The sequence below is a fragment of the Paenibacillus zeirhizosphaerae genome (assembly GCF_030705605.1).
Classification (GTDB): Bacteria; Bacillota; Bacilli; order Paenibacillales; family Paenibacillaceae; genus Paenibacillus; species Paenibacillus zeirhizosphaerae.
This window is the reverse complement of record NZ_JAPCKK010000034.1, coordinates 163,158-190,140: the sequence shown is the minus strand read 5'-3', so window position 1 is coordinate 190,140 and position 26,983 is coordinate 163,158. Positions and strand designations below refer to the sequence as shown.

25 protein-coding genes are annotated in these 26,983 nt (G+C 53.1%); 17 read left to right on the top strand and 8 right to left on the bottom strand.

From position 1 onward, the window contains the following. Window positions 1-19: 19 nt before the first annotated feature. The 5 genes from OIN60_RS22150 (at window position 20) to OIN60_RS22130 (ending at window position 4,550) form a co-directional block, all read left to right on the top strand. Complete coding sequence (locus tag OIN60_RS22150; RefSeq protein ID WP_305757043.1) at window positions 20-328, top strand: alpha-helical endospore appendage domain-containing protein; 309 nt, start codon at window positions 20-22, stop codon at window positions 326-328. A 163-nt stretch (window positions 329-491) separates the two neighbouring features. Next, on the top strand, window positions 492-1,229 hold the full coding sequence (locus OIN60_RS22145) for an alpha-helical endospore appendage domain-containing protein (protein WP_305757042.1): 738 nt from the start codon (window positions 492-494) through the stop codon (window positions 1,227-1,229). 167 nt (window positions 1,230-1,396) lie between these two features. Next, window positions 1,397-2,155: an alpha-helical endospore appendage domain-containing protein gene (locus OIN60_RS22140; RefSeq protein WP_305757041.1), complete on the top strand. Its 759-nt coding sequence runs from the start codon at window positions 1,397-1,399 to the stop codon at window positions 2,153-2,155. A gap of 114 nt (window positions 2,156-2,269) precedes the next feature. Further along, window positions 2,270-3,241 (top strand): alpha-helical endospore appendage domain-containing protein, encoded by a 972-nt coding sequence (locus OIN60_RS22780; RefSeq protein WP_503122969.1) that lies wholly within the window; start codon window positions 2,270-2,272, stop codon window positions 3,239-3,241. 208 nt (window positions 3,242-3,449) lie between these two features. Further along, window positions 3,450-4,550: a threonine aldolase family protein gene (locus OIN60_RS22130; protein WP_305757039.1), complete on the top strand. Its 1,101-nt coding sequence runs from the start codon at window positions 3,450-3,452 to the stop codon at window positions 4,548-4,550. 123 nt (window positions 4,551-4,673) lie between these two features. Here the strand turns inward: OIN60_RS22130 and OIN60_RS22125 are convergent, their stop codons facing one another. Together OIN60_RS22125 and OIN60_RS22120 are read right to left on the bottom strand one after the other, a co-directional pair. Beyond that, complete coding sequence (locus OIN60_RS22125) at window positions 4,674-5,849, bottom strand: rhamnogalacturonan acetylesterase (protein WP_305757038.1); 1,176 nt, start codon at window positions 5,847-5,849, stop codon at window positions 4,674-4,676. A 418-nt stretch (window positions 5,850-6,267) separates the two neighbouring features. Continuing rightward, entirely contained in the window at window positions 6,268-7,530 is a 1,263-nt protein-coding gene (locus OIN60_RS22120) for a S8 family peptidase (protein ID WP_305757037.1), read from the bottom strand. A gap of 127 nt (window positions 7,531-7,657) precedes the next feature. Between OIN60_RS22120 and rfbA the strand changes: the two genes are divergently transcribed. Beyond that, window positions 7,658-8,536, top strand: coding sequence for a glucose-1-phosphate thymidylyltransferase RfbA (gene rfbA / locus OIN60_RS22115; protein ID WP_305757036.1), 879 nt, complete (start codon window positions 7,658-7,660; stop codon window positions 8,534-8,536). A gap of 93 nt (window positions 8,537-8,629) precedes the next feature. Further along, window positions 8,630-8,932, top strand: a complete 303-nt coding sequence (locus OIN60_RS22110) for a hypothetical protein (RefSeq protein WP_305757035.1) — start codon at window positions 8,630-8,632, stop codon at window positions 8,930-8,932. A gap of 656 nt (window positions 8,933-9,588) precedes the next feature. Here OIN60_RS22110 and OIN60_RS22105 read toward each other — a convergent pair. From OIN60_RS22105 to OIN60_RS22095, 3 genes are all read right to left on the bottom strand, one after another. Beyond that, window positions 9,589-9,915, bottom strand: coding sequence for an alpha-helical endospore appendage domain-containing protein (locus OIN60_RS22105; protein WP_305757034.1), 327 nt, complete (start codon window positions 9,913-9,915; stop codon window positions 9,589-9,591). A gap of 81 nt (window positions 9,916-9,996) precedes the next feature. Next, window positions 9,997-11,067 (bottom strand): hypothetical protein, encoded by a 1,071-nt coding sequence (locus tag OIN60_RS22100; protein ID WP_305757033.1) that lies wholly within the window; start codon window positions 11,065-11,067, stop codon window positions 9,997-9,999. A 161-nt stretch (window positions 11,068-11,228) separates the two neighbouring features. Beyond that, a complete protein-coding gene (locus OIN60_RS22095; protein WP_305757032.1) occupies window positions 11,229-11,522 on the bottom strand; it encodes a hypothetical protein in 294 nt (97 codons plus the stop codon). 229 nt (window positions 11,523-11,751) lie between these two features. Here OIN60_RS22095 and OIN60_RS22090 point away from each other — a divergent pair, with 229 nt between their 5' ends. From OIN60_RS22090 to OIN60_RS22080, 3 genes are read left to right on the top strand one after another with little or no spacing between them, the layout of a single operon-like run. Beyond that, entirely contained in the window at window positions 11,752-12,948 is a 1,197-nt protein-coding gene (locus OIN60_RS22090) for a glycosyltransferase family 2 protein (RefSeq protein WP_305757031.1), read from the top strand. Between the two features lie 24 nt (window positions 12,949-12,972). After that, window positions 12,973-14,103 (top strand): glycosyltransferase, encoded by a 1,131-nt coding sequence (locus OIN60_RS22085; protein ID WP_305757030.1) that lies wholly within the window; start codon window positions 12,973-12,975, stop codon window positions 14,101-14,103. Window positions 14,104-14,117: 14 nt separating this feature from the next. Further along, window positions 14,118-15,233, top strand: a complete 1,116-nt coding sequence (locus OIN60_RS22080) for a glycosyltransferase (RefSeq protein ID WP_305757029.1) — start codon at window positions 14,118-14,120, stop codon at window positions 15,231-15,233. A gap of 212 nt (window positions 15,234-15,445) precedes the next feature. On the opposite strand, the gene OIN60_RS22075 is transcribed toward OIN60_RS22080, so the two are convergent. The 3 genes from OIN60_RS22075 to OIN60_RS22065 form a co-directional block, all read right to left on the bottom strand. Beyond that, window positions 15,446-15,829 (bottom strand): alpha-helical endospore appendage domain-containing protein, encoded by a 384-nt coding sequence (locus tag OIN60_RS22075; RefSeq protein WP_305757028.1) that lies wholly within the window; start codon window positions 15,827-15,829, stop codon window positions 15,446-15,448. Between the two features lie 71 nt (window positions 15,830-15,900). Next, the gene (locus OIN60_RS22070) at window positions 15,901-16,206 is read right to left on the bottom strand and encodes an alpha-helical endospore appendage domain-containing protein (protein WP_305757027.1); all 306 of its coding nucleotides are present in this window, start codon (window positions 16,204-16,206) and stop codon (window positions 15,901-15,903) included. Window positions 16,207-16,338: 132 nt separating this feature from the next. Further along, window positions 16,339-16,668: an alpha-helical endospore appendage domain-containing protein gene (locus tag OIN60_RS22065; protein ID WP_503122970.1), complete on the bottom strand. Its 330-nt coding sequence runs from the start codon at window positions 16,666-16,668 to the stop codon at window positions 16,339-16,341. Window positions 16,669-16,938: 270 nt separating this feature from the next. On the opposite strand from OIN60_RS22065, the gene OIN60_RS22060 reads away from it, so the two are divergent. The 7 genes from OIN60_RS22060 (at window position 16,939) to OIN60_RS22030 (ending at window position 26,831) form a co-directional block, all read left to right on the top strand. Continuing rightward, window positions 16,939-18,087, top strand: coding sequence for an alpha-helical endospore appendage domain-containing protein (locus tag OIN60_RS22060; protein WP_305757025.1), 1,149 nt, complete (start codon window positions 16,939-16,941; stop codon window positions 18,085-18,087). Between the two features lie 164 nt (window positions 18,088-18,251). Then, window positions 18,252-19,487: a glycosyltransferase gene (locus tag OIN60_RS22055; protein ID WP_305757024.1), complete on the top strand. Its 1,236-nt coding sequence runs from the start codon at window positions 18,252-18,254 to the stop codon at window positions 19,485-19,487. An 18-nt stretch (window positions 19,488-19,505) separates the two neighbouring features. Further along, on the top strand, window positions 19,506-19,985 hold the full coding sequence (locus OIN60_RS22050) for an alpha-helical endospore appendage domain-containing protein (protein WP_305757023.1): 480 nt from the start codon (window positions 19,506-19,508) through the stop codon (window positions 19,983-19,985). After that, on the top strand, window positions 19,972-21,141 hold the full coding sequence (locus OIN60_RS22045) for a hypothetical protein (protein ID WP_305757022.1): 1,170 nt from the start codon (window positions 19,972-19,974) through the stop codon (window positions 21,139-21,141). Before OIN60_RS22050 ends, OIN60_RS22045 begins: the two co-directional genes overlap by 14 nt. A gap of 34 nt (window positions 21,142-21,175) precedes the next feature. Beyond that, window positions 21,176-22,033, top strand: coding sequence for a helix-turn-helix domain-containing protein (locus OIN60_RS22040; RefSeq protein WP_305757021.1), 858 nt, complete (start codon window positions 21,176-21,178; stop codon window positions 22,031-22,033). A gap of 136 nt (window positions 22,034-22,169) precedes the next feature. Continuing rightward, window positions 22,170-23,630: a glycosyltransferase gene (locus tag OIN60_RS22035; RefSeq protein ID WP_305757020.1), complete on the top strand. Its 1,461-nt coding sequence runs from the start codon at window positions 22,170-22,172 to the stop codon at window positions 23,628-23,630. Between the two features lie 177 nt (window positions 23,631-23,807). Then, window positions 23,808-26,831 carry an alpha-helical endospore appendage domain-containing protein gene (locus OIN60_RS22030; RefSeq protein ID WP_305757019.1) on the top strand — a complete coding sequence of 1,008 codons (3,024 nt, stop codon included), beginning with the start codon at window positions 23,808-23,810 and terminating at the stop codon, window positions 26,829-26,831. The last annotated feature ends 152 nt before the right edge of the window (window positions 26,832-26,983 follow it).

The window sequence follows — 26,983 nt, the reverse complement described above, 5'->3', positions numbered from 1 at the left end:
GACGAAAGGGGGGGTTGGATTGTCTCAAGCGAATATACCCAACATTACACCAACGATCACGCTCACCAGGGAAGAGGCAATAACGTTGATCATTGCTTCTATTGCGATGGAGGAGCTGGGATTAAGCCACATTCTGAACGCCGAAGGGGAGAAGCTGCAGTACGTACTGGGCACCCTGCCAGGAGCATCGTTGCCGCCACCGACCATTGGTGAATTATTGGCTGTCAATGAAAGTATCCGTAAAACCGTGCGGGCAGCCGTGAAAAAAAGCTGGATCCTGACCAACAAATTGCAAAGCGTCTTGTGTGCTTCGAACTCTTCAGGTTAAAGACTAGAGATAGATAGATATCGAGGCCGTCCTATGAGCAGATGATCTGCTTGTAGGACGGCCTTATTTGCGTTGAAGTATTTTCTCGAAATCCGCTATTGCCTCATACCCGCGAGCCCGTAGGTGAATAGATTGGACAGATAACATGAGAGGAGTGAATGGATTGTCTCAAGCCAACATACCTAACATAACCCCGTCATTTACGCTTACCAGAGAAGATGCGATAACATTAATCATTTCCTCCATCGCGATGGAGGAGCTGGCATTAAGTCATATTTTGAATGCCGAGGGGGAGAAGCTGCAATACGTACTGGGCACCCTCACCGTGCCCGGAATATGCTTGCCGCCGCCGACGGTGGATGAATTGTTGGCCGTCAATGAAAGTATCCTTAAAACGCTGAAAGAAACGATGAAGAAGGATTGGATACTTAGCAACAAGCTGGAAATGGTCTTGGAGGCGTCCAAGTGCCCCACAGGCACGACAGGAGTCACCGGCCCGACGGGCCCAACAACTCCGACGGGCCCAACGACTCCGACGGGTCCGACAACTCCGACGGGTCCGACGACTCCGACAGGCCCAACGACTCCGACGGGTCCGACAACTCCGACAGGCCCAACGACTCCGACAGGTCCAACGACTCCGACAGGGCCTACCGGCCCGACGGGCCCAAGCTGCGTAGCAACGTGTGCACCAGTTCTATATGGGATCGGGCCATTTCATTGTGAGCCCATCATAGATGGTCCAACACCATGTGTGCAAGTCTCAACCCTATCAGACCCGCCAGGTACAACATGTGTCCCACTAATTCCAGGCACGATCATACTGGTATTTGGTCCTACAGCAATAGGCTATGTTACTGGCAATCCAGCCCCTGATTTTTATCCATATTGCTTGCCATAAAAACGTATCTGCATGATATGGAATATCTTGAAATGGATGAAATGGGACTGCCTAAGCCCATGATCTGCTTAAGGCGGTCTCCTTTTTGCAAAATCTGATACATACTCACACCTGCGCATAGGCGGATGAATAGACTGGACTGATGAAAAATGAAAGGAGTGAACGGATTGTCTCAAGCCAATGTGCCCAACATAACCCCATCGTTCACGATCACCAGAGAAGATGCGATAACAATGATCATTTCTTCCATCGCGATGGAAGAGCTGGCACTAAGTCACATTTTGAATGCCGAGGGAGAGAAGCTGCAATACGTACTGGGCACCCTCACCGTGCCCGGAATATGCTTACCGCCACCGACGGTGGGTGAATTGTTGGCCGTCAATGAAAGTATCCTTAAAACACTGAAAGAAACGATGAAGAAGGATTGGATACTTAGCAACAAGCTGGAAATGGCCTTGGAGGCGTCCAAGTGCCCCACAGGCACGACAGGAATCACCGGCCCGACAGGCCCGACGAGTCCGACGGGTCCGACAACTCCGACCGGTCCAACGAGTCCGACGGGTCCGACAACTCCGACCGGCCCAACCGGTCCAACAAGACCAACCGGTCCGACAGGCGCAACATTCTTACCCTGTGTACCCGTCCTGAATGGATCAGCTCTAGGATGTGAAACCCCACCACCAGGTACAGCATGTTACGATCTGCCTAACACCGGTGTAACCTGTATTTCACAGCCAACCACAGGATGTGTACTTGTCGCTCTGCCAACCGGTGTAACTTGTATAGCAGTTCCGCCAGGTGCGACATGTGTACCTATCCCAATTCCAACAGGTATTACATGTTATCCTATTTCCCCAATAGGTCAAACCTGTTTGCCGATTGTATCCGTAACAGGGGAGATTATATGTCTGCCCATCCCGCTCTGAATCGGCTTTCCTTCTGTAAAGCATTTTCGTCTTGGTTATTAGTAAATCCGGTACACACACCTGTACCTAGGCAGATGATTAGGCTGGACTGATCAAAATGAAAGGAGTGGTTGGATGTCTCAAGCCAATGTGCCCAACATTACACCGTCGTTCACGCTCACCAGAGAAGAAGCGATAACGTTGATCATTTCATCCATCGCGTTGGAGGAGCTGGCACTAAGTCATATTTTGAATGCTGAGGGGGAGAAGCTGCAATACGTATTGGGTACTTTGCCTGGAGTATCCGTGCCAGCACCGTCCATGAGTGACTTGTTGGCAATAAATAATAGCATCCGTAAAACGCTAAAAGAAACAGCCAAGAAGGATTGGCTGCTCAGTAACAAATTGGAAACGGTGCTGAAATACCCTAAATGCCCAACAGGAGTCACCAGCCCAACGGGCCCAACGGGCCCGACAGGCCCAACGAGCCCAACAAGCCCAACGAGCCCAACGAGCCCAACCGGCCCGACGAGCCCAACAGGCCCAACAAGCCCAACGAGCCCGACGAGCCCAACGAGCCCAACCGGCCCAACGAGCCCAACCGGCCCAACGAGCCCAACCGGCCCAACGAGCCCAACCGGCCCAACGAGCCCAACCGGCCCAACGAGCCCAACCGGCCCAACGAGCCCAACCGGCCCAACGAGCCCAACAGGCCCAACAAGCCCGACAGGCCCGACAGGCCCAACAGGCCCAACGAGCCCAACCGGTCCGACAAGACCAACTGGTCCGACAGGCGCAACATTCTTACCATGTGTACCCATCCAGACTGGATCATCTCTAATATGTATAAACCCACCACCAGGTATAGCATGTTACTATCTGTCTAACATCGGTGCAACCTGTATTTCACAGCCAACCACAGGATGTGTATTTGTCCTTCTGCCGACCGGTGCAACTTGTATAGCAGTTCCGCCAGGTGCGACATGCGTACCTATCCCAATTCCAACAGGTGTCACATGTTATCCCATTTCTACAATAGGTCAAGACTGCGTGCCGGTTGTATCCGAATTAGGGGAGATCACATGCCTGCCTATCCCCTTGAGTTGATTTTTCCTTTTGTAATTTATAAGTTCACTAGGCTCCTCAGGAGCTATATGAGGTAGACGGTTGAAGGTGTTAAAGCTGGTTTTATCCCTTTTGTATGGGGTATCGACCGGCTTTTCTTTTTAGTATTGGCGGATATCTGCCTTTTAGAATGTTGAATATGATAACATTAAGCATAACTATAGTAAGTCGCAGAGAGGGGAACAGATAGATGAACGAAAGAAAAACGCTGCTGGAGGCGTTCAAGCAGGCGGATTATCCCCTGACGGGTCATGGCAAGCGTGATGTGCAGGTGCTCAAGAATGCACTGGATGCTGTGGACGGCAGTCTGGAAAGTGATCATTACGGATCGGGACAGGTCATTGAGGATTATCAAAACCGGATGGCCGACTACTTGGGGAAGGAAGCAGCCGTGTTTTTTCCGAGCGGGACGATGGCCCAGCAGATTGCCCTGCGGATTTGGTGTGATCGTAACCAACTGAAGAGGGTGGCGTACCATCCGTTATGCCATTTGGAAATCCATGAGGAGCACGGTCTACAGGAGCTGCATCGGATCGAGAGCGTCTTGCTGGCAGATAAAGACCGGGTGATCACGCTGGAGGATGTGCAGCAAATGCCGGAGGATATTGCCTGCCTGCTGCTTGAACTGCCGCAGCGCGAGATTGGCGGTCAGTTGCCCGATTATGAGGAGCTGGAGGCCATATCGGCTTATTGCCGCAATCAAGGAATCAAGCTGCATATGGATGGAGCGCGTCTGCTGGAGGTTACGCCATATTATGGGAAGTCTGCCGCAGAAATCAGCAAGCTGTTCGATAGTGTATACATATCGGTATATAAAGGCATCGGAGGGGTCGCGGGGGCCATACTGGCGGGGGATCGCGATGTTATGGAGGAGTCCAAGGTATGGAAAAGACGTCATGGCGGTGATTTGATCAGCCTCTACCCCTATATTCTGAGCGCCGATTATTATTTCAATCAGCATGAGCATCAAATGCAGCGGTACTACAGGGAGGCCGTAGAGCTGGCGGCCTTGTATAACGAGTGTCACGGTGTAACTACCCTGCCGGAGGTTCCTGTATCCAACATGTTTCATGTACACATCCATGTGCCGAAGGAGAAGCTTGAGCCTGTGCTGCTTGAGATTTATGCAGCTACAGGGGTGGGGCTAACCAGTTATCTCAGCACGGAGGAGGGGGCTTCGTCTCCATGCCGTTACGAAGTAACCATTGGGGACAGGTATGCGGGAGTGCCTACAGAAGTGATACAGCAAGCGCTTCGAATGCTGGACGAGCGGCTTCGTACATTGAAGTAAGTTCGTGTTCTGAGTCGCTCCGAGAACGAAGCATTCCTACAATCGCTGTTGACCCTTCGGGCCAAAGGCGAACGCTTCGCTTTTCCGGAATTGCTTCGTTCTCTCCGCTGCTGTGTGCGTAGCTTACAACCCGTCCAAGCCCTGTCTCTTTAATTCCTCCGCCATGAGGCGGGCAAGCTGCGTGGCACCCGCCCGGTTCGGATGCAGTGAATCTCCTGTCATATAGAGTCCCAACGTAGCCTCCGGTCCTATGGATGTGAAATAGGCCGAGCTTAATACATTCAGATCCACCAGCGGAACATGCTCCTCTGCCGCCAATGCCATAGTGGCATGTCGGTACCATCGGTTCACGGAGGAATGTACGCCTGCTTCGTTAAAATCCGTAGCTCTTCCCTGTGGAGTGGACAGAACCACCGTTGCGCCCGTCGCTTTGACCTGCCGGACCATGTCCCGCATCAATTCCTTGAATTCCGCTTCTGTCGTATTGTTCTTGCTGTTCGTATCGTTAATGCCAAGCTGCAGAATGAAGTAGTCGCCTGGCTTAATGTATTTCAGAATCGCCTCTAACTGTCCGTCATTGCGGAAGCCTCTGGCGATCTGGCCGCCGGTGGCCAGATTTCGGACGACAAATGCACTCTGATCCACAAACTGCGGAAGCATCTGTCCCCAACCGGCCTGCACGCTGGAGTTCAGAGGGTAGTAATTGCAGACCGTAGAATCCCCGCCAATGTAGATCGTCCGGTTCGTGACCGGCTGACTGGAGAGCAGGCGGATTTCCAGCGCGCTCAGGGTGAAGGAGGTACCGGCCTTTCCCTCCGTGACGAGCAGATTCAATTGCCCGTCCGTAACCGGAAGCTGAAAGGAATCCGTGGCCTGGTTCCCCGTCATATTCATAATTTGATACACACCTTCCGCCGCAACGCTGGCCCGGGCGGTATTTCCCAGGGTCACACGGACTTCATATAGCCCGTCAGGCAAGTCCACATTGAAGGTATTGTCGCTTTTGGTGCCGTAGGTGACGAATTGTACGGCGTCGCTTCCCACGCCTGTCCCGGAAGCAGGCACATTCCGCATGTTCTCGGGAGTATTGAAGCCATAATGCTTGGTGGCGTCATATCGATCCGTTGCAGTGACACCGATATAGCCTGCCTCTACACCACCGCTGCCAAAATCAAACTTGTAGCTGTCAGCTTGTGCCTCGACGGCCGTTGAGCTGCCGAAGCTTCCGATTCCCGCGGCCAGAATCAGCAGCAAAGTGAAGATTGTCATCCATCCGAATATCCTGATCCTTGTTCTCATCTAAACTCCTCCCGGTTAATTCAATAAGATGGCGCTTTCATTTTGTATCGTCATGAGGCAAGTCATGTGTATACTAACGTGGAATACCGCGCATTCCTCCTTTCGCGTGATAGGTTGTGCGCCCTGCTAGGCGCAGCGAAATGGAAGACTTCCTGTTAAGAGATATTATAGAACTGGGTTCTGTTTCCGTATATAGCACTTTTGTGCAATACTATGGATGGTTTGAGGTAGGAATAAGCACGCAGCAGCGCAGAGAACGAAGCAATTTCGGAAAAGCGAAGCGCTCGCCTTTACCCCCGAATTTCATCCGCTAAAAAATACGAATCAGAAATTCGGGGGTAACCGCGATTGGAGAAATGGTTCGTTCTCGGAGCGTCTCAGAACACCCAAGAACGCCTCATCCGCAAGCCTCTACTCTCTACTCTTTACTATTTGATAGAAACCTCGCATTGAGCACACCACTGCCATACGCATGGCGACTCATTCCTTTCCTGCGATAGGCATTCTTCTTCAACAGAGTCTTCACCTGGAGCGGGGTCAAATGAGGCCGATCCTGCAAAATTTGTGCCACCACGCCGGAGACGATAGGAGTGGCTACACTGGTTCCCGATAATATAAAATAGTGCGATCCCATGCTTTTACGGGGACTTTCACGGACAAGGGTTGACCCTGGGGCACGAAGCGAAATAATTCCTTCACCCGGTGCTGCAATATCCGGCTTGGAACCGCCTGTACCGGAAATGGGACCACGGCTTGAGAAGGAGCATACGCGGTCATCCTTCTGCTGCACCGTACCCCGGTCATCCACAGCGCCGACCGTAATCGCGGATGGACTGGTTCCGGGGCATTCGATGGATCTGGGGCTTGGACCGCTATTGCCTGCGGAGACAACCACCACGAGCCCGGACCTCACCGCTTTTTCTACAGCCTGCACGACGAGATCATCTTTAATGGGGGCAAGCTGCGCTCTGCCCAGCGACAACGAAATAATACGCAGACTGTATCGAATCCGATTCGAAATGCACCACTCAATTCCCTTAATGACCGTAGAGTCAAATGCTTCCCCGAACTCATCCAGCACCTTCACCCCGACAATCCCGGCTTCCGAAGCAGGCCCTTTATATTTCCCGTCGCTCGACAAGCCGTTACCTGCGATCACACCCGCAATGTGGGTGCCGTGACCGTTATCATCATAGGGGGCGGACTTGTTATGAATATAATCTTTGAAAGCCACAATCCGGTTCACAGGTTTCGTCAAATCAGGATGAGGGTACACACCGGTGTCCAGGACTGCAATGTTGATACCTTTTCCGGTGAGCCCCGGGTTCTCTTGCACAATCGAGGCACCAATCGACGGAAGCGCTACATTTAAGGAAGCTTTGTTGAGGTCATCCAAATAGATGCGATGAACCCCCTTCCAACTGCATAGCCGCTTCAGACCCTTGATTGTAATTTGGGTGGATAATGCATTAAGTAGGGGAATGTGATGCTTGATAGAGAAGGAGTGAGACCCCATATGCTTCTGTAAGGCATGAATTCGGGACGAAGTTACTTTATGCCTGAACCGGATAATGACTGGCATCCCGACGGGTCCACCCTTAGAGGTATATAGTTTGCGAATCCTGCGTCTCAAGGACAAGTTGAATTTAGCAAGCTGCTCCTTCTTGAACATGTCACTCATGGTTTCACCTCTCAGGCATTGTATGCAGGCATTAGCTCCTTGTGCATTTATCCATACGGCCGCACATACCATGGAATAATACGCAATCATCCATTATCGTGTGACATGAACGAAGGAGGCAATCAGCATGAAAGGAATTATTCTTGCGGGAGGAAGCGGGACCCGGCTGTATCCGCTCACCCTGGTCACTAGCAAACAACTGCTGCCGATATACAACAAGCCGATGATTTATTATCCGCTTTCCACCTTGATGCTTGCAGGCATACGGGACATTCTCATCATCTCCACCCCGGAAGACACCCCTCGATTTGAACGGCTGCTTGGGGACGGCTCAAGCTTCGGCATCCATCTTCAGTATTTGGTTCAGCCGCGCCCGGAAGGGCTGGCGCAGGCCTTTATTCTCGGCGAATCCTTCATTGGCGGCGATTCTGTAGCGATGATTCTGGGGGATAATATTTTCTATGGAAGCGGGATGCGCGTATTGCTAAGAAATGCCTTGGCCAAGGGCGTGGGAGCGACGATCTTCGGTTATCATGTCAACGAGCCTGCACGGTACGGGGTGCTTGAATTCGACGAGCAAGGCAAGGTCATTGGGATCGAAGAGAAGCCGCAGCAACCGAAATCGAACTACGCCATCACGGGACTGTACTTCTATGACAATCACGTGGTGGAGATTGCGAAGGGCATTAAGCCGTCGGCACGGGGAGAGCTGGAGATCAGCGCCGTCAACGAAGCCTACATGAAAGCGGGAGAGCTGGAGGTCGTGCTGCTCGGGAGAGGCTTCACATGGCTGGATACCGGGACCCATCAGAGTCTGGCGGAGGCCACGGAATTCGTGAAGACGCTGGAGCTGCATCAAGGGATCAAGGTGGGCGCTCCGGAGGAAATCGCATTTCTGAACCAATGGATCAGCCGGGAGCAGCTGCTCATCAATGGTGAAAAAATCGAGAAAACGGACTATGGCCGCTACTTAATTAATGTTGCAAACGGAACCATAAAATATTAAATATGGAATTTAAAGTATCTTCGAATATATGTAATAAAACGGCTGTCCCTGAATACATTCTTAATATATTCTACCGGAGAGGAACTGATTGTATTGAAAAATGTAAGTTTGGGGCATGTCACAGCCAAGGGGATTGAATTCGAGGGCATATATTATTCCTGCCATCTGGCGATTTATGAAGATTGGTTTGACACGGCTAGAGTGGAAGGGGATTGGAAAATATTGATAGTCTATGATTCCAGCGATCAGGAACTGATTGAGATTTTTCATACACTGAGCCAAAAATGGGTTGTAGCCAGAAGGATTTCCAGCTCCGCCACCCAGGGTCCGCAGCATGCGAGGCATGAGGATTTTCATGAAAGCGTGGACGAGTGTATTAAATTAGGGGAGCGGTAACCGCCTGTGCAAATCAAGAAGAGAGGGATTGCTCCCTCTCCTCCCTCAGATCGCGTAATCATACCTACCTACCTACATACATATGGGCTTGGAATGCTTACCTGCAGCCACAACCGCAACTACAGTGGCAACGGCAGCGGTTACGACAAGGGTTCGTGTTTGGACAAGGTCTCTTCTTCGCGACGGTTTTGGTATATCTTCTTACCTTCGGTACATACACAATTTCTTCATAGTAGGATTTGAAATTCGTTTTATAGATACATTTCCGTTTAGTAACCGGTTGCTGCTGTGGCTGTGGTTGATGGTGATGTTGACGCTGGCATTCTCCGCAAGAGCATTTCATAGCTTCCACACCTTTTCAATGGATTTGATTTCCCTATAACCTATGTTCTTCTAGGTATAGCAGCAACGGCATAAATCTATTTCTCGTAGAAATAGACTCATATCTCATAGGATAGACACCTATATCTACGGCTCCGAGAACGAAGCATTCCTACAATCGCTGTTGACCCTTCGGGCCAAAGGCGACCGCTCCGCTTTTCCGGAATGGCTTCGTTCTCTCCGCTGCCACGTGCATATTGAAAAAGGGGCCGCCCTAAGCCATTTTCATGACTTTTGGCAGCCCCTGATAGGATTCTCCTGAAGTTGGAAGCCGCTTAACAGCAGCAGTTGTTATCTTCATCCTCAATCGCGCAGGACAGGATATCCAGCTTGTTGGCCAGTGCAAATTCTTTCTTGTACACCTCTTGCAGGGTCTCACGAATGCTGCAATTGATCGTCATGAGATCGGCGAAGGTGGGCTTGAACGAGGGCGGCAGGCCTGGCAAAGTGCCCAAGACATACTGCAGCTTCTCCGCCTCTGCGTTAATAATATGACTGAGTCCCAGTTCCTCCATACCAATGGATATCAGTACCAGATTAATGGCATCCTCCCGACGCACGGTAATCGTGGGTGTAATATTCGGGATGCTCGCTTGCGACATACAGTTCCCTCCTTGAACTTCTGGATACCATACAGTATGTCAATAGCGGAGGGATAGTGACTTCACCTATGATCAAAATGATTAGCCGCTTGTTTCCTCCGTCTCCGCCTCATCTCCAGCCTCACCTTCACCCTCGGCCTCACCCCATATGAACTCCACTACATTGCTGGGCTGGTTGCCAATCAGCAGGCGGTCATCAACCGGCTGGAAGTGATAATCGAGCACAGAGCTCATATATAATTTCTCAACCTCGGCCTTCTCATGGATTTCCATCCGGAAGGAGACGTCCAGCAGATCCCCGACAGGCATATTCCGCAGAATGACCGTGATCACATTCATCGAATCCGTTGCCATGGGGACCTCAATACCGTTAATGACGAAGCTCCCCGGCACCAGACGGGCACAGCTCAGCAAGGTGGTCCGGTACTGAACATACATGCAGGTGGTCGTACCGGTATTGGTGATGACCGTTCGGCAGGTGACGATATCTCCGAGCTTGATGACGCTATGGTCTGCGGATTGGGCCAGGTTCATCACGGCATCCCGACCCAGCACGCGCTGGGTGATCAGGTAGGGGTGGGGCGAGTCTTCACGGACCTTGGGATAGAACGGCTGATTCTTCAAGCCCTTCTCCATGGAGAAGGAATCCATATAAGTACGGTGTGTGTTTCCTTCAAGCACGTGCAGCTCGGCGGGCAAGGAAATGTCGGTCGTGATCTCAGGCAGTTGGTCCAGCCACGTCTCCCATAATGGAGCTGCGGGCTCTGATTGAACATGAAGGGAGAGATGGCATGGAGGAAGGAACGGACAGTTATAGATGATGGGAAGATGCCAGACGAGGGTGTCCGAAGCACCGGATTTCGGAATCACGGCATACTCGGCGCGGGAGTTCACCTGCACGAAGAACGTAATGTCCTTGATATGAAGATAACGCCCGGTGGAGCTCTCCTGGAACTCCGATTCGGCCTCCAGCGTCAAGGTGTTGCTCTCCGTCACAATGTCAATCGTGGAGGCGGGCTGCTCGGAATACCAGATTAGCGGGGCACGTACAATGCAGTAGCTGAGATCTTCAATGTGGAGCAGCGTATCGTGTCCCTCTGTGTTGGAAATCCATTTGATGCCCAGGCGATCCGCCTTGTCGAATAATTCCATGTACAATCAACCTTTCTATCCGGTATTCAAAACTGGTTCATTTTATGTGGAGCCTTGGCGCTTTATGTTACGCAGGCCTGGAATCCATGCGCTGCGCATGATAAAGACCACCCTTCCAGTGAAGAAGAGAGGGTGGCCTTGTTCCTCCGGATTCGTGAGGCTTATCTGTTTAAAGGGGGAAAAGCAACACGGTTCACTTCACTCCATAAATCCTGGTATGACGTAGTGTCCTCGTGATGAGGATAATGCTCATTTAAGGCCCCTTGGATTTGGTCAAAGGTCCTTCTTAACTCCTCTGTGATCGTATTCTTCGGCGTGGCGATCGTGTCCCCGAGCTGAGCCCGCAGGTCGATATTCTGCAAGCCTGCTGCTTGAAAGGATTGCATGATTCGTCTCGCGGCATCCTCCTTCGTTCTGGAGAATGTCGTTAACAACTCATCATAAGGCTGCTGCATGCTCCTTCCTCCTTTGTATAAGTGTTAATGAAGTATATTCAGGGACAAATAGCTCAGTGAATCGTGTGAAATAAAAAAACTGAAATGTCTCGTAAACAGGCATCCTTCCGTGCTCCTGCGCTTATAAATATAGGGGGAACCAGTTGAGAAGTCTCTCTGCACATGGTTTTGCTCGCAAACATACTGATATAAACCAGGAAAGCGGGGCGATGTTATTCTGATCAGTATCGTGATCTTAACCCGGAACCAGATGGCGCTAACCCAAGCGTGCCTTGACAGCATTCGGCGCCATACCCGGGAGCCGTATGAGCTCATCCTCGTCGATAATGGTTCGACTGACGGGACACTGGATTACCTGCGCTCGCAGCCGGACGTGATCCTGATTGAGAACGGGGAGAACAAGGGATTTGCCAAAGGATGTAATCAGGGGTTCGAGCGCTCGAACGGGGATTACATCATGTTTCTGAACAACGATACGGTCGTTACCGAGAATTGGATGACTCATCTGCTGCGCGCGCTGAATGAGGATCCGAGAATCGGAATGGTGGGGCCTGTGACCAACTACTCCAGCGGTCATCAGCAGATTAGCGTAGGGTACACCACGATGGAGGGGCTGGAGAGCTTCTCAAGACAGCATCAAGAAATCTATGCGGGGATCTATAACGAGGTTCGCAGGCTCGTCGGATTCTGTCTGCTGACCAAGAGAGCTGTGCTGGAGGAAGTCGGCCTATTCGATGAAATCTATGGGCTTGGCAACTACGAGGACGATGACCTGAGCCTAAGGATGCTTCGGAGCGGATATGGGATGCGTGTGGTGCTGGACTCCTTCATCCATCATGTCGGCCATGCGACAACCCAGAATGAGCTCCCCGACAGCAACCTCTCGCTGCTGCTGCAGCGGAACGCCGCGATCGCAACCCAGAAATGGGGAGGCAATATCCACCAGATCATTTACAAGCCGGTGCTCTCGGTTGCAGGATGTCTAGTGGTCATGAATGCGGAGAATATTCTGCGCGACACCCTGGCATCCTTGACGAATGATTTCGAGAAGATCATCGTGGTCGATGTAGGGTCCACAGACGCCACCAGCGAGATTGCCCGCTCCTACCCCATCGAGTTCCATTCCATAACAGAAGTCAACGACAAGCTCCACAACACCTACAGCGTCTTTGAAGAGATGAAGTCTGAGTACGTGCTGTGGCTGTATCAAGGCGACGTGCTGTCAGACAAGGATGTTCGCCTTGTGCGCGCAATGAAGTTCGCGGCGGAAGGCGAGCCGGATATGATTGCGGTCGACTTCGGCGAGGGTTTGAACAAAAATGAGTATTTGGCCCCTATAGCACGGCGTTATTTGATCAAACGCGACTTGGCGGCCCGTAAATTGTCGACCGTTCTATTCGGAATTACGGTCGAGACAACATCCTGAGAGGGAGAGGAGTGTGGGGTGCAGGTGAAAGAAGAAGGAATATTATCCCTATGCATGATCGTCAAGAACGAAGAGAAATGGCTGCCACAGTGCCTGGAGAGCATTAAGGATGTGGTGGATGAAATCATTATCGTGGATACCGGCTCAACAGACCGGACGAAAGAGATCGCGTCGGAGTACGGAGCGGTCATCTTCGACTATGAGTGGAACGATAGCTTCGCGGATGCACGGAATTACGGCCTGGAGCAAGCGAAGGGGGAATGGATTCTCTGGCTGGATGCGGACGAACAGGTGGATCCGGAGGAGCGGGAGCATCTGCGGGACGTCCTCTCACACCCGGAATGCTACTTCGGCCGCATCAAGGTTGTCAATTATTACGGGACCTACCCGATCAGCTATGACCGTTCTCATATTATGAACCAATATCGGCTGTTCCGCAATGATCCGAAGCTGCGGTTTACCGGGGCGATCCATGAGCAATTGAACATCGAATCGTTGGACCTGACGGCGAGCTCCGTACTCAAGCTGCCTGCTGTCCTGCATCATCACGGTTATTTGGAGGATGCGGTTACAGAGAAGGGGAAGAAGGAACGGAATCTGCGGCTTCTGGAGAAGGAGCTGGAGAACGAAGACCACGACCCTTGGCTCGATTATCACTACGCAAGCGAGCTGTACCGCAACGAAAAGCTGAATGAAGCCTTCGAACAGGTGAACTTATCGATCGGCAACTTTCTGAAGGCCCAGAAAAAGCCGCCTTCCTTATTATATAAACTGAAGTATTCCATACTTATGGCCCTTGGCAGCTATGAGGGCGGATGGCCGAGCATTGAGCTTGCCATTAAGCTGTACCCCGATTATGTGGACCTGCACTTCTATAAAGGCATCATTCTGATGGGTATGAAAAATTTCACCGACGCCATCGAAACCTTCGAATATTGCCTCGAACTGGATGAGGAGCACCCTTCCTACCTGACCATGGTCGGAACGAGCAGCTTCTTGCCCTGGTACTATATCGGCAGTTGTTATGAGCTGATGGAGGACCTTCCGAAGGCAGAAGAAGCTTACCGTAAATCGCTGGAGCTGTCGGATTCGATGGAGCAGGCCCGGGAAGCGCTGGAGAAGCTGAGCGTGTCCGAATCTGCCACAGACAACTGAAGAGGAGAGTCAAGATGATTACGATTAGCTTGTGCATGATTGTGAAGAACGAAGAAGAAGGGCTGGACCGCTGCCTTTCCTCCATCAAGGATGTAGTGGACGAGTTTGTAATTGTAGACACCGGCTCGACCGACCGCACGAAAGAAATCGCCTCGAAATATGCGAAGCAGGTCTATGATTTCAAATGGATCGACGACTTCGCCGCTGCCCGTAACTTCTCCTTCAGCAAGGCCACGAAGGAGTTCATTATGTGGCTGGATGCCGATGATGTGATCGACGAGACCAGTGTGGCCAGATTAAAGGAGCTGAAGCGCACTTTGCCTCCGGGCACGGACCGGGTAACGATGCCGTACAATCTGGGCTTCGACGCTTCGGGCAATGTGACGTTCAGCCTGCGCAGGTTCAGGCTGGTGCGCAGATCCCGCAATTTCAAATGGGAAGGACCGGTGCATGAGGTCCTGATCACGGACGGACCGATGTTCAATAGTGAAGTGGCGGTAGCTCACAATAAGAATAAGCCGTATACGGACCGCAACCTGCAAATTTATATGGCCCGGGAGCGCAGAGGCGAGGAGTTCACACCACGTGATCTGTATTACTACGGCAACGAGCTGCGGGATAACGGACGACATGAAGAGGCAATCCAATACTACATCAAATTCCTGGATACGAAGCAAGGCTGGATAGAGGATAACATACAAGCCTGCCTGAAAATGGGCGATTGCTACAATAAAATGGAGAAGCATCAAGAAGCCGTCGCCGCCATGAGCCGCTCGCTGTGGTATGATGCACCGCGGCCGGAATATTGCTCCAATCTGGGCGATATCTTTCTGCATCTGGGCCACCATCAGATCGCCGTCTACTGGTATAAGCAGGCCATCTCCATGGACCCGCCGCCGGATAGCATGGCCATGACCAGCAGAATGATCACCACCTGGTATCCTCATCTGCAGATTTGCCTGTGCTATGACAAGCTCGGACAGCGTGAGCTGGCCAGTGAGCATAACGAGAAGGCGCTCGCCTTCAGCCCGCAGCATCCGAGCATGCTCTACAACCGTCAGTATTTCATGAATGTTTTGGGCGACCGGTTTGTCAGGGGAGAAGGCACGCCGGAGATTGAGACCACATAGAATGAACGGAGAACCCAATAAAATGTAAGTCGCAAGCCAAGGTTCAGCGTGTGGAGGCGCCCTCAGGGTGCCCGCCACGCTGGACATTTTTTCAAAGCTTATCCATATACAAAAAAACGACCGCCATCGACCATGTCGTTGGCAGTCGTACAAAACTATTGTTAGATGAACCGTGTTAGGGTTAGTTTAACCGAATCGTCTATGCGGGACGATTAACGGTATACAGGGTAGGATGAACCTGAGCCTGGGTGGCCGTCAGGAGGGCAAGGCTGGTGAGTAGGGGTACCACCGCCTGCGCAAGGGTTGGTGCTGCACAGGATCGTTTCCAGCTTCATTTGCAGCAGCAGCTCCTTGCGAACGACCTCCGAAAGTGTAGAGCGCACATCCTTGTTGACCTTCAGGATGTCGTCGATCGAGGCAGATGTGCCATTTCCATGCAGGGTTCCCAGAACATATTGGATTTTTTCGGCTTCGGCGTTGATGATATGGCTGAGGCCGATTTCTTCCATTGCAATGGAGACAAGCAGCAGGTTGACGGCATCGCAGTAGTCGATCGTGATTGTAGGCGTGATATTCGGGACGTTAGGGTAAGACATGAATAAATTCCTCCTTAAATGTACGGAAAATTAAGTAATTGAAAATCGATGTTCTAAGCAGTTACAGGCATTCACTGACAAGGATTCTTGGCGCACAGGATCGTCTCCAGCTTCATTTGCAGCAGTAGTTCTTTGCGAACGACTTCCGACAAAGTTGCCCGAACATCCTTGTTAACCTTTAAGATGTCATCGATCGAGGCAGATGGGGCTGCTCCATTCAGGGTGCCGAGCACATACTGGATCTTCTCTGCTTCGGCGTTAATGATGTGGCTGAGGCCGATTTCTTCCATGGCGATGGAAATCAGCAGCAGGTTAACGGCATCACAGTAGTCAACCGTGATGTTAGGGGTAATATTCGGGATGTTCGGATAAGACATGTTATCACTCCTTGAGGAAGTCTGAATTCATTACTGTACAATCGGCAATTCCCGGGAAGTATGTCTGCTGGTGATTCGTTATGTTATAACCGCAATAGTACGCAATTGCCTCACCTCCTTACAGAGTTAACCTTATTCATCGTAGTATTCTTCTGAAGTTTCCCTACAATCGTCCGCGCTGTCATAATCCCCTTCGTGGAAATGTTCCTCAACAAGCTGAATAACACGATCCAGCTTGTTAAGGCTCAGCCATTGCTCCATCGTTATTTCTTCCATAAATCTGGAGACCGCATTGTTAAATGAGATATAGTCCTTCGTCTTGACCGACATGGAGCGTTCGGCATGCTGAACGAAAGCCTGCATTTTCTCGGCCTCCGCATTAATGATATGGGACATGGACAGTTCGTTCATCGCTATTGAACCCAATAAGAGCGAGATGGTTTCTTTCTTCGTGACGGTGATCAGCGGTGTAATATTGGGGATTGATGGTTGTGACAGGGCTAACCCCTCCTTTCCTACAAGTTCATCTGTCGACGAGTAAGGAAACCTGTTATCGATGGTTTAGTATATAAGCCGCTTGCCTTGTACTATGACTTCTCTTTAAAAATTATTTGGCATGGCCGCCCAAATAGGCGTTCATCAATAACACTTTCAGCAGAATTACATACATTGTTGTAGAACTTAATCCAACCCCGGATTAAGCGGCTAAAGTAAGGGAGAGGATGTATAAACATGTCGCAGGCAAATATACCTAATATTTCTCCTACGATCACCATCACCCGAGACGAATCCATCAACTTGATCTTGTCATCAATCGCAATGCAGGAGCTAGGGCTGAGCCACATTATCAATGCCGAAGCAGAGAAGATTCAATATGCTTTGGGGACGCTGTCAGGAGGAGGACTCACCCCGGCGCCGACGCTGGACGAAATTGCAGAGCTGAACTGTAATGTCCGCGAGACGCTCACCGAGGTGATGAAGACAGAAGTAGTCCTTCAGAACAAAATGGATTCATTGAAGAATTTTGTGAAGAAAGCGACGGGCACCACGGGTGGTCCAGGACCTACTGGCCCAACAGGCCCAATCGGTCCGACAGGTCCGAGCGGCGGTCCAATCGGTCCGACTGGCGCGACAGGCCCAATTGGTCCAACGGGACCAGCGGGCGGTGGTACAGGTATACCAGGTCCGACAGGTCCAACAGGTCCGAAAGGAGATCAAGGTCCGATCGGACCGACGGGGCCAGGAGGCAGCGGTACACCAGGCCCAACAGGCCCGACAGGCCCAGCAGGCACCGGCACACCAGGCCCAACAGGTCCAATCGGACCGGTAGGTCCTATAGGCCCGATCGGTCCTGTAGGTCCAGTAGGTCCAGTAGGTCCAGTAGGCCCGAAAGGTGATCAAGGCCCACGAGGTCCAGAGGGTCCGCGAGGTCCACAAGGCCCTCCAGGAAAATGCGATTGCAACGATTGTAAGAAATGCTGCAAAAAATGCCATTGCAACTGCTGTATTTGCCATCAGTGCGTTCCATGCCACGGCAAAGTGTATCTCAATCTGCCGACAGGAAGCGATGCCTCAGGAATGGGCTACAATGGCACAGAGGTCATCGTCCAAACTCCTGGACTGTACTTTATTGAATGGGTTGTGTCGCTGGGGCCGAACCAGCCTACACCATCGATGTTCTCGCTGCTGATCAATGACCAGCCTTACAGCGGAGCGTCCACCTATGCAAGCTCTGGCACCATCTCCTCCAGCAGAGTTGGCTATCTGAACTCGGGAGACCGGATCAGCATCGCGAACGGCTCTGACTCGGAGCGCTACCTGCAGAGTGCAGTCGCAGGGAACACAGCAGGTCACCTGTCTGTCTTCTTGCTCAGCGAATAAGGTAGTCGTAAGACGGATTTCATCCAGGCCCAAGACTATTGAGGACTCCTCAATAGTCTTTTTTTCGGTTATAACTCCCTTGTCTGCCGCATAGGTATGTGTCAGAAGAATATTCATTTCGTGTTGGATCAAGACAGGTACTCGGATACAGGGAGTGAACGTAAATGAATCGATTGTCACTTTGCATGGTCGCTACGGGAAGTGATGCGCAGCTCAGACGTTGTCTGGAGAGCGCATATGGGCTGGTCGACGAGATGATTATCGTGAACATGGAGCCTACGGAGCGCATTCCGAAGCTTGCGCAGTCCTATGACGCTAAGGTGTTTGATTTCTATGATGAGGGAAGCTACCAGGAAGCGGGCAACTTCGCCCTGAGTCAGGCGACCGGAGATTGGGTTCTATGGATGCATGAGGATGAACAGCTTGATGAGATCGATCGTTACCGGGTCCGTGACCTGCTGTACCAGAACCAATACGATCTCATATTCCTGAACGTGCTGCAGTATGGCATGACAGGGAACGGGCGCATACGCATCCTTGACATGGCTGCCCCGCGATTGTTCCGCAGACATTTCCGTTTTCAGTATTTTACCGAATACCAGGAGCTGTTGAATTACAACCAATTGAAGGGCAAAACGCGGGATCAGGAGCGTGTCGGTATATTCCCGGTGAAAATTCATGACCACAGGCTGGAGAAGAACCCGCTCAAGAACAAGACGAACGTGCTGCGTGAGCTGGACCATCTGAGCAGACAGTCCTTGACGCTCGGCATCCGCGGCCAATGGTATGCGTACCACCTGGCCTGCGAATATTACCGTCTGCAGATGTATCGTCCCGGCTTCAACCAGTTGAATATCGCCGTCCAGCATTATCTGGATGAGAAGCTGCTTCCGCCGTATATCGTCTATAAGCTAAAGTACTCGGTGGTGCTGGATGAAGTCAGCTCCGAAGAGATTGAGCATGGCCTCAAGCTGGCGCTCCGGATGTATCCCGATTATGTCGATCTCCAGTTTTATTCCGGTATTGTTCATTATAAGAAGAAAATGTATGAAGAAGCGCTGCACCACTTCAACCGCTGTCTGGAGCTGGGAGAGCCGTCATTCGGTAAATACCTGATTCGCAAGGGGGCCGGCAGTTATCAGGCCGCTTATTACAAAGGCTTATGTCTGGATAAATTGGAGCAGGATGATGCCTCCCTCGGGGCCTTTGTTGAATCCCTGTCTTACTTAAGTACCTTCAAGCCTCCATTAGAGGCGCTGATCCGACGCTTGGGAGAGGACGCCACGTTCCATGAGCTTACATATTTCTGGAATGATAAATTGCCTATGGATCGGGGGGAACTCCAGGCTTTGATGGCTGCACACCTTCATGAAACCGGTAGGATGAAACAGTATGGGTAGAGTAGGGAGTTGAAATCTATGACCAAACGGGACCCGGAGTTATCTGCTAACTCCATGAAGGAAGGAGAGCAGGAGGACGTCAGTCAGGAAGAGCTTCTGAGCAGCATTGCGCAGGAGGAAATGGAGCTGTTCAACACCAGCAGCAGCAAGGGGAGACCCGAAGCCGGGCTGGAGAATCAGCTTAAGTTCATCGGGGACAAAGTGAAGAGCGGCAGCAAGCGCTCCAGCCGAGAGGTAATGAAGGATATTCTGACCTCCGTAGCGATGGAACAGACCTCCATATCCTACCTCATCGAGGCGGAGGCGAACAAAATCAAGGCCTTTACGGGCGCCGCCGGAGACTTCCCCACCATGCCGACCAATCAGCACATCAATGATTTTCAGCAATCGACAGCCCGTGTGGTCGAAGCGTTGGTGGAGAAGCAGAAGCTGCTGATCCGCATGGTGGAGATGAGCCGTCGTATTCTGAGCGAGGGGGATGGCGATGGGGACTTTTGAGAAATGGCACCCTATAGCGGAATTTGAGAAGGAAGCGATTCTGGATGCGTCTCAGCAGACACTGAGCCGCATCAAGGATCTGGAAGGAAGCTGTGCCGGTTGGCCGACTGAATTCCTTCAGGCGGTCAGCCACCTATCGGTTGCAACCGCGGAAATGCTGGAATGTGCCAAGGCAGACATCGTGGTTAACAATAAAATGGAGCAGCTCGATGACCTGATCACCCAGATCATAGGGGTAACGTTCAGCTCGATGCCCAGCCAGGCTCCTCCTGCCGAGTCTCTGGCTGGCCCGGTGCTGCCGGCCATGTGGGAGCCGTTAAGCGATCTTGCCTTGGCGGGTGTGGTCGTCGGAATCAGCGAGCCTGTAGGCGAATGGCTGGAGGCTGCGCTTGACGAGCTTGTCAACACACAGCTCGATGTCCCGGTCCAATCCCAATCCGCCGCGAGCGAGCCAGCATGCGATCAGACAGAAGAGCTATTGGAAGAGCCGCAGGAAGACCAGCAGGAAGATCCGTTAGAAGAGCAGCTAGAGGGGCAGACAGAAGATCCAGTCATCGATCAGGATCAGACTTCCCCTCCGGTAGTCGAGCTGGCAGACGATCCGATGAGCGAGCCGGTAGCCGCTGCGGCCATCGATGCTGTAGCCGGTCCGGCCATCGATACAGCCACCATCGATTCGATAGCCGCTCAGGCAGAAGCCGCAGCCGTCGATGCCGTAGCTGATCAGACAGCCGTTCAAGCAACCGTTCAGGCGAATGTTCACACCGCCGCTCAGACAGTCAATCCGGCTGACACCCTGTCCACGCTTGCCGCGAGCGAGTCCATACGGGTTGTGGTCCAGCCTGTCATCAACAAGCCGTCGGCTCCTCCCTTGATCCTCCCGGCCCGATCCGAGCACGCCGGCGACCCGACGAGCCCCAAGGCCAAGCAGCCGTTGAAGTCGAAGAAGGAGCCATCCAAGCTGCCTGTTCAGGTCAGCGCCAAGAGTGTCAAGCTGTATCGCAAGGACGACAAGAATACAGTCCATTCACAGAAGCTGTCCTCATCTCCCCCGGAGCGAAGAATTGCACCCGGTGAGGGGAGTGCCAGACGGAACGAGTACGAGAACGAGAAAGGGATTGTATGTTCTCCGAATCTTCGCATTTCCTTCAAGTAACAAGACGGCCCCTGACCCAGGGATAGACCTATTTATGCAGCGGAAGGTTGTCGACAACGTGGATCACCAAGAGAATGAACTGCAAGCATTGATCAAAGCGATGAGGGATACGGATCATCATCGGCTCCACGAGCGCTATGAGGCTGTCAAGCTTTATCTTGAGGGCAACACTTTCACGTCCATAGCTAGGTCGCTGGGACGTACAAGACAGACGATCAGGAGCTATATTAATATTTACCAACGCGATGGAATTGCAGGGCTGGATGCAGCCTACTATGATAGGCTTTCCCGCAAGCTTAGCCCCCCGCAGGAGGCCAGACTGAAGGATGTGCTAATACACAAGCGTCCGCTGGATGTGGGGCTAGGCGATCACTATTCATGGAGCATCAATCTCATGAAGCAGTGGATTATGAGAGAGTACGGCCAGTCCTTTAGCAAACGGGGCATAAGCAAGCTTATTTTGCGTTTGGGCTTCCAGTTTACCAAAGCGAATTATATGCTGGCTTCCGCCGATCCGACCACGGATATACGTTATACAAGAGTGCTGTATCCCGAGCTCAAGAGGAGGATCAAAAGCATCAAAAACAGCCGCGTCCTGTACGAAGATCAATCCTTAGTCCTCCCTTATCATCTCCTGCAGCATGGCTGGTATCTTGAGGAATCGGACAGTTGGAACGTATTCAAGCATCAAGGGAAGCTGAGCTTTCTGGATGGCATCCGTTTCCTGAAGGATGCATTACGTGATCATCCCCAGGGAGCTCTGTTCATTGTGATGAGCTATCACCGATTGGAGCATGTGAACGATTTGGAACCCTATCTGCGTAAAAATCCGCGCTTAACGCTCATCTTTCTGCCTCCTTACACGCCCAATCTGGAGCCCCCCTATACATAAGCATGCTGACTGCAGTCTGGTTCATGCGCTATCCAGCAGTCTTATGGTCCGCAATAGAAAGATATTTTGCCTCTGGCAAAAATCACTTTTTTATTGAACATCGCGTTTACTAGTAAACGCTGAAGGAGGAATATATGTGAGTATACAACCAGGCTTCAAGCAGCTTGGAGAAGGCTCTTACGTGCACCCCGGCGGGGTTGTGGAAGGAACGGACTATATATCCGTAGGCCGCCAGGTCGTGCTCCCCGCTCCTCATTGGATCAACGTGCAGCCCGGCGTCGGCATAGACGAGGCTTCACCGCCGGTGCTCTCGATTGGAGACGGCTGCAGAATCGGCCCCGGTCTGACCATTGACGCTTCCAATTCCGTGAAGCTGGAGAGTAAAGTCATGATCGGCAAGAACGTGTACATCACGGACAAAATTCCGTATGAGGTGGGCGATGACCCGCTGCAAATGGGGTACAAGGAACGAGCAGCGGGCGAGCTGATCATCGGCGAAGGCACGCTCGTCGATAGCGGAGCCGTCGTGGAAGGCAATCTACGTATAGGCAGAGGCTGCATCATCCGGCCGAACAGTGTGGTGCTCCAGGATGTCCCCGATTACTGTGAGGTGCTGGGCAGTCCGGCCAGAGTCATTAAGGTCTTCATGCCGCATCTCAACAATTGGGCCTTTGCCGCCGATGAAGAGGAGGCGAAGAAGCTGCTGGAGCAGCGCAGCAACCATCCCCTCCTGTCGATCTGTATCCCTACCTATAACCGCGCAGCTAACTTGGATCAATGCCTGCTGTCGATCTTCTCCCAGATCGGAGAAACTCCGTTTATCCAGGTGGATGTATCAGATAACGCCTCAACCGATGGGACACCTGACGTGGTGCAGCGGTATTTGGAGAAGTACTCCAACTTGCGCTATTCCCGCAATGATACGAACCTGGGGGCGGACCGCAACGTATTGAAGGTGCTGGATGGGGCGCGTGGATCGTTCATCAAGCTGCAGGGAGACGACGATTATTTTGTTCCGGGCACCATTTCGCCATTGCTATCCGCAATCCAACTGCACTCCGATTGCGGAGTGATCCATATTAATGTCCTGAACGGAGACGGCAGGATTATCGGCGGTGAGGGTGCCGAGTCGTATCTGGGACAGATCAGCTATGCCGCCACCTTCATGACAGCCATGATTCTGCGGCGCGAGGATTGGCATAGGCTTGAGGATAAGACGCGCTTTATCGACTCCTCACTCAATCAGTTCTATTTACAATTCGCCATCCTATGTGATATCAATCCGAAGTATGCCATTATCAACTCCTCCATGTTCACCTATGCGGGCAATCCGCCGAACGACTATAATATGGGTGAGGTTTTTGTCCGGGGCTATCTGGACATCTTGGGGCATTTTGAGGGCAGAGGGCTGAGTGAGGAAGCGATCAAGCGGGATAAGGAGCGGCTGATGCGAAGCTTCCTGATGCCGGCGTATCATTGGAACCGTCGTCATTTTGCCCCGGAGAATACAGCCGGCTTCGAAGAGGTGTTCACAGAGTATTACAAGGATGAGCCCTATTATCAGGAGCTGCTGGAGGGGATTCGCAGCGCGGAATGAACGAGCTGGGAAGGCATAGAGGATTTCTTCAATTTAATTGGAGAAATCCTCTATTTTTTTTAACATAATATAATTTTGCTAATGTAAATGGATATTACAGAAAAATAGTCTGCTAAGACACTTATTGATGGGCCCCCGCATAGAGTACACTATCCAAAATGTAAGGGAGTGAAATCCTTGTCTCAAGCGAATTTACCTAACATTACACCCTCTATCACCATAACCAGAGAAGATGCAATATCTTTAATTATTTCATCCATAGCTATGGAAGAGTTGGGGCTCAGCCACATACTTAATGCCGAAGGGGAGAAGCTGCAATACGTATTGGGCACTTTGCCTGGCGCAACAGCACCGATCGCAACGATCAGTGATCTGTTGGCTGTGAATGAAAGTGTACGGAAGACTCTTGCAGAAACAATGAAGAAAGACTGGGTGCTCAGCAACAAGCTGGAATCCGTGTTGGCGGCACCGACACTTCAAGGACCGACAGGGGCAACAGGCGTAACCGGCCCATCCGGAGGGGCACCAGGACCCACCGGCGCAGCCGGTCTATCGGCATATGAAATCTGGCTCACCCTTGGTAACACAGGAACGACGCAGGATTTCATTAACAGCTTGAGAGTCGTAGGCCCGACAGGTCCGACAGGCCCAACAGGTTCAGGGGCAGCAGGCGCAACTGGAGCGACAGGGGCGACAGGAGCTAGCGGGGCAACGGGCTCAGGAGCAACCGGCGCCACCGGGGCAACCGGAGCCACAGGAGCGACAGGAGCAAGCGGAGCGACAGGTTCAGGTGCAACCGGAGCAACAGGTGCAACCGGAGCGACAGGTGCAACTGGAGCCACAAGCGCAACCGGAGCGACAGGTGCAACCGGAGCAACAGGTGCTACTGGAGCCACAAGCGCAACCGGAGCGACAGGTGCAACCGGAGCAACAGGTGCTACTGGAGCAACAGGTGCGACCGGAGCCACAAGCGCAACCGGAGCCACAGGCTTCACTGGATCGACAGGAGTCACCGGAGCGACCGGAGTTACGGGCGACACTGGCGCGACGGGAGCCACAGGTGCAACCGGAGCTACAGGCGACACTGGCGCGACGGGAGCCACAGGTGATACCGGAGCTACAGGCGACACTGGCGCGACGGGAGCCACAGGCGCAACTGGAGCCACGGGCGACACTGGGGCGACGGGAGCCACAGGCGCAACTGGAGCCACGGGCGACACTGGAGCAACGGGAGCCACAGGCGCAACGGGAGCCACGGGCGACACTGGGGCGACGGGAGCCACAGGCGCAACGGGAGCTACGGGCGACACTGGGGCAACGGGAGCCACAGGTGCAACCGGAGCCACAGGCGACACTGGGGCAACGGGAGCCACAGGTGCAACCGGAGCCACAGGCGACACTGGGGCAACGGGAGCAACAGGTGCAACCGGAGCCACAGGCGACACTGGGGCAACGGGAGCAACAGGTGCAACCGGAGCCACGGGCGACACTGGAGCGACGGGAGCAACAGGTGCAACGGGAGCCACAGGAGATACCGGGGCTACGGGTGACACTGGTGCTACTGGAGCAACAGGAGATACCGGAGCTACGGGTGCTACTGGAGCAACCGGAGCAACCGGAGCAACAGGCGCAACGGGAGCTACGGGCGACACTGGAGCTACGGGTGACACTGGAGCGACGGGAGCAACAGGAGATACCGGAGCTACGGGTGACACTGGTGCTACCGGAGGAGCCACGGGCGACACTGGTGCTACCGGAGCGACAGGAGCCACAAGCGCAACGGGAGCAACCGGAGCCACAAGCGCAACGGGAGCAACCGGAGCCACAAGCGCAACGGGAGCGACAGGAGCCACTAGTGCAACGGGAGCAACCGGAGCCACTAGTGCAACGGGAGCGACAGGAGCGACTAGCGCAACAGGAGCCACAGGAGCGACTAGCGCAACGGGAGCGACTAGCGCAACGGGAGCGACAGGAGCGACTAGCGCAACAGGAGCCACAGGAGCGACTAGCGCAACAGGAGCGACAGGAGCGACTAGCGCGACGGGAGCCACGGGAGCGACTAGCGCAACGGGAGCGACAGGAGCCACTAGTGCAACAGGAGCAACCGGAGCCACAAGCGCAACGGGAGCCACGGGAGCCACAAGCGCAACGGGAGCGACAGGAGCCACAAGCGCCACGGGAGCGACAGGGGCCACAAGCGCCACGGGGGCAACAGGAGCCACAAGCGCAACAGGAGCGACAGGAGCCACTAGTGCAACGGGAGCGACAGGAGCGACAGGAGCGACTAGCGCAACAGGAGCGACAGGAGCCACAAGCGCAACGGGAGCGACAGGAGCCACAAGCGCAACAGGAGCAACCGGAGCCACAAGTGCAACGGGAGCAACCGGAGCCACAAGTGCAACGGGAGCAACCGGAGCCACAAGTGCAACGGGAGCAACCGGAGCCACAAGCGCCACGGGGGCAACCGGAGCCACAAGCGCAACGGGAGCAACCGGAGCCACAAGCGCAACAGGAGCGACAGGAGCCACAAGCGCAACGGGAGCAACCGGAGCCACAAGCGCAACGGGAGCGACAGGAGCGACTAGCGCAACAGGAGCGACAGGAGCCACAAGCGCGACGGGAGCCACGGGAGCGACTAGCGCCACGGGAGCGACAGGAGCCACAAGCGCCACGGGGGCAACAGGAGCCACAAGCGCAACAGGAGCGACAGGAGCCACAAGCGCAACGGGGGCGACAGGAGCCACAAGCGCAACGGGAGCTACGGGCGACACTGGAGCGACGGGAGCAACAGGCGACACTGGAGCGACGGGAGCAACAGGCGACACTGGAGCAACGGGAGCAACAGGCGACACTGGAGCGACGGGAGCAACAGGCGACACTGGAGCAACGGGAGCAACAGGCGACACTGGAGCAACGGGAGCAACAGGCGACACTGGAGCAACGGGAGCAACAGGCGACACTGGAGCAACGGGAGCAACAGGCGACACAGGGGCAACGGGAGCTACGGGTGACACAGGAGCAACGGGAGCTACGGGTGACACAGGAGCAACGGGAGCCACGGGTGACACAGGAGCAACGGGAGCCACGGGCGACACAGGAGCAACGGGAGCTACGGGTGACACAGGAGCAACGGGAGCCACGGGTGACACAGGAGCAACGGGAGCCACGGGCGACACAGGAGCGACGGGAGCCACTGTCTGATCCACGCGAGCGACCTTCCGATGGGCCCTACGGGGCTCCTCGGGTGACGGCGGCTAACCATCCCGCTGCGTTAAGAGGTACTTCACAAAGCATTGCATGGGTAGACTTTATCTAAAAGGACGGTAAAGGGTTTATATCCCTTATCGTCCTTT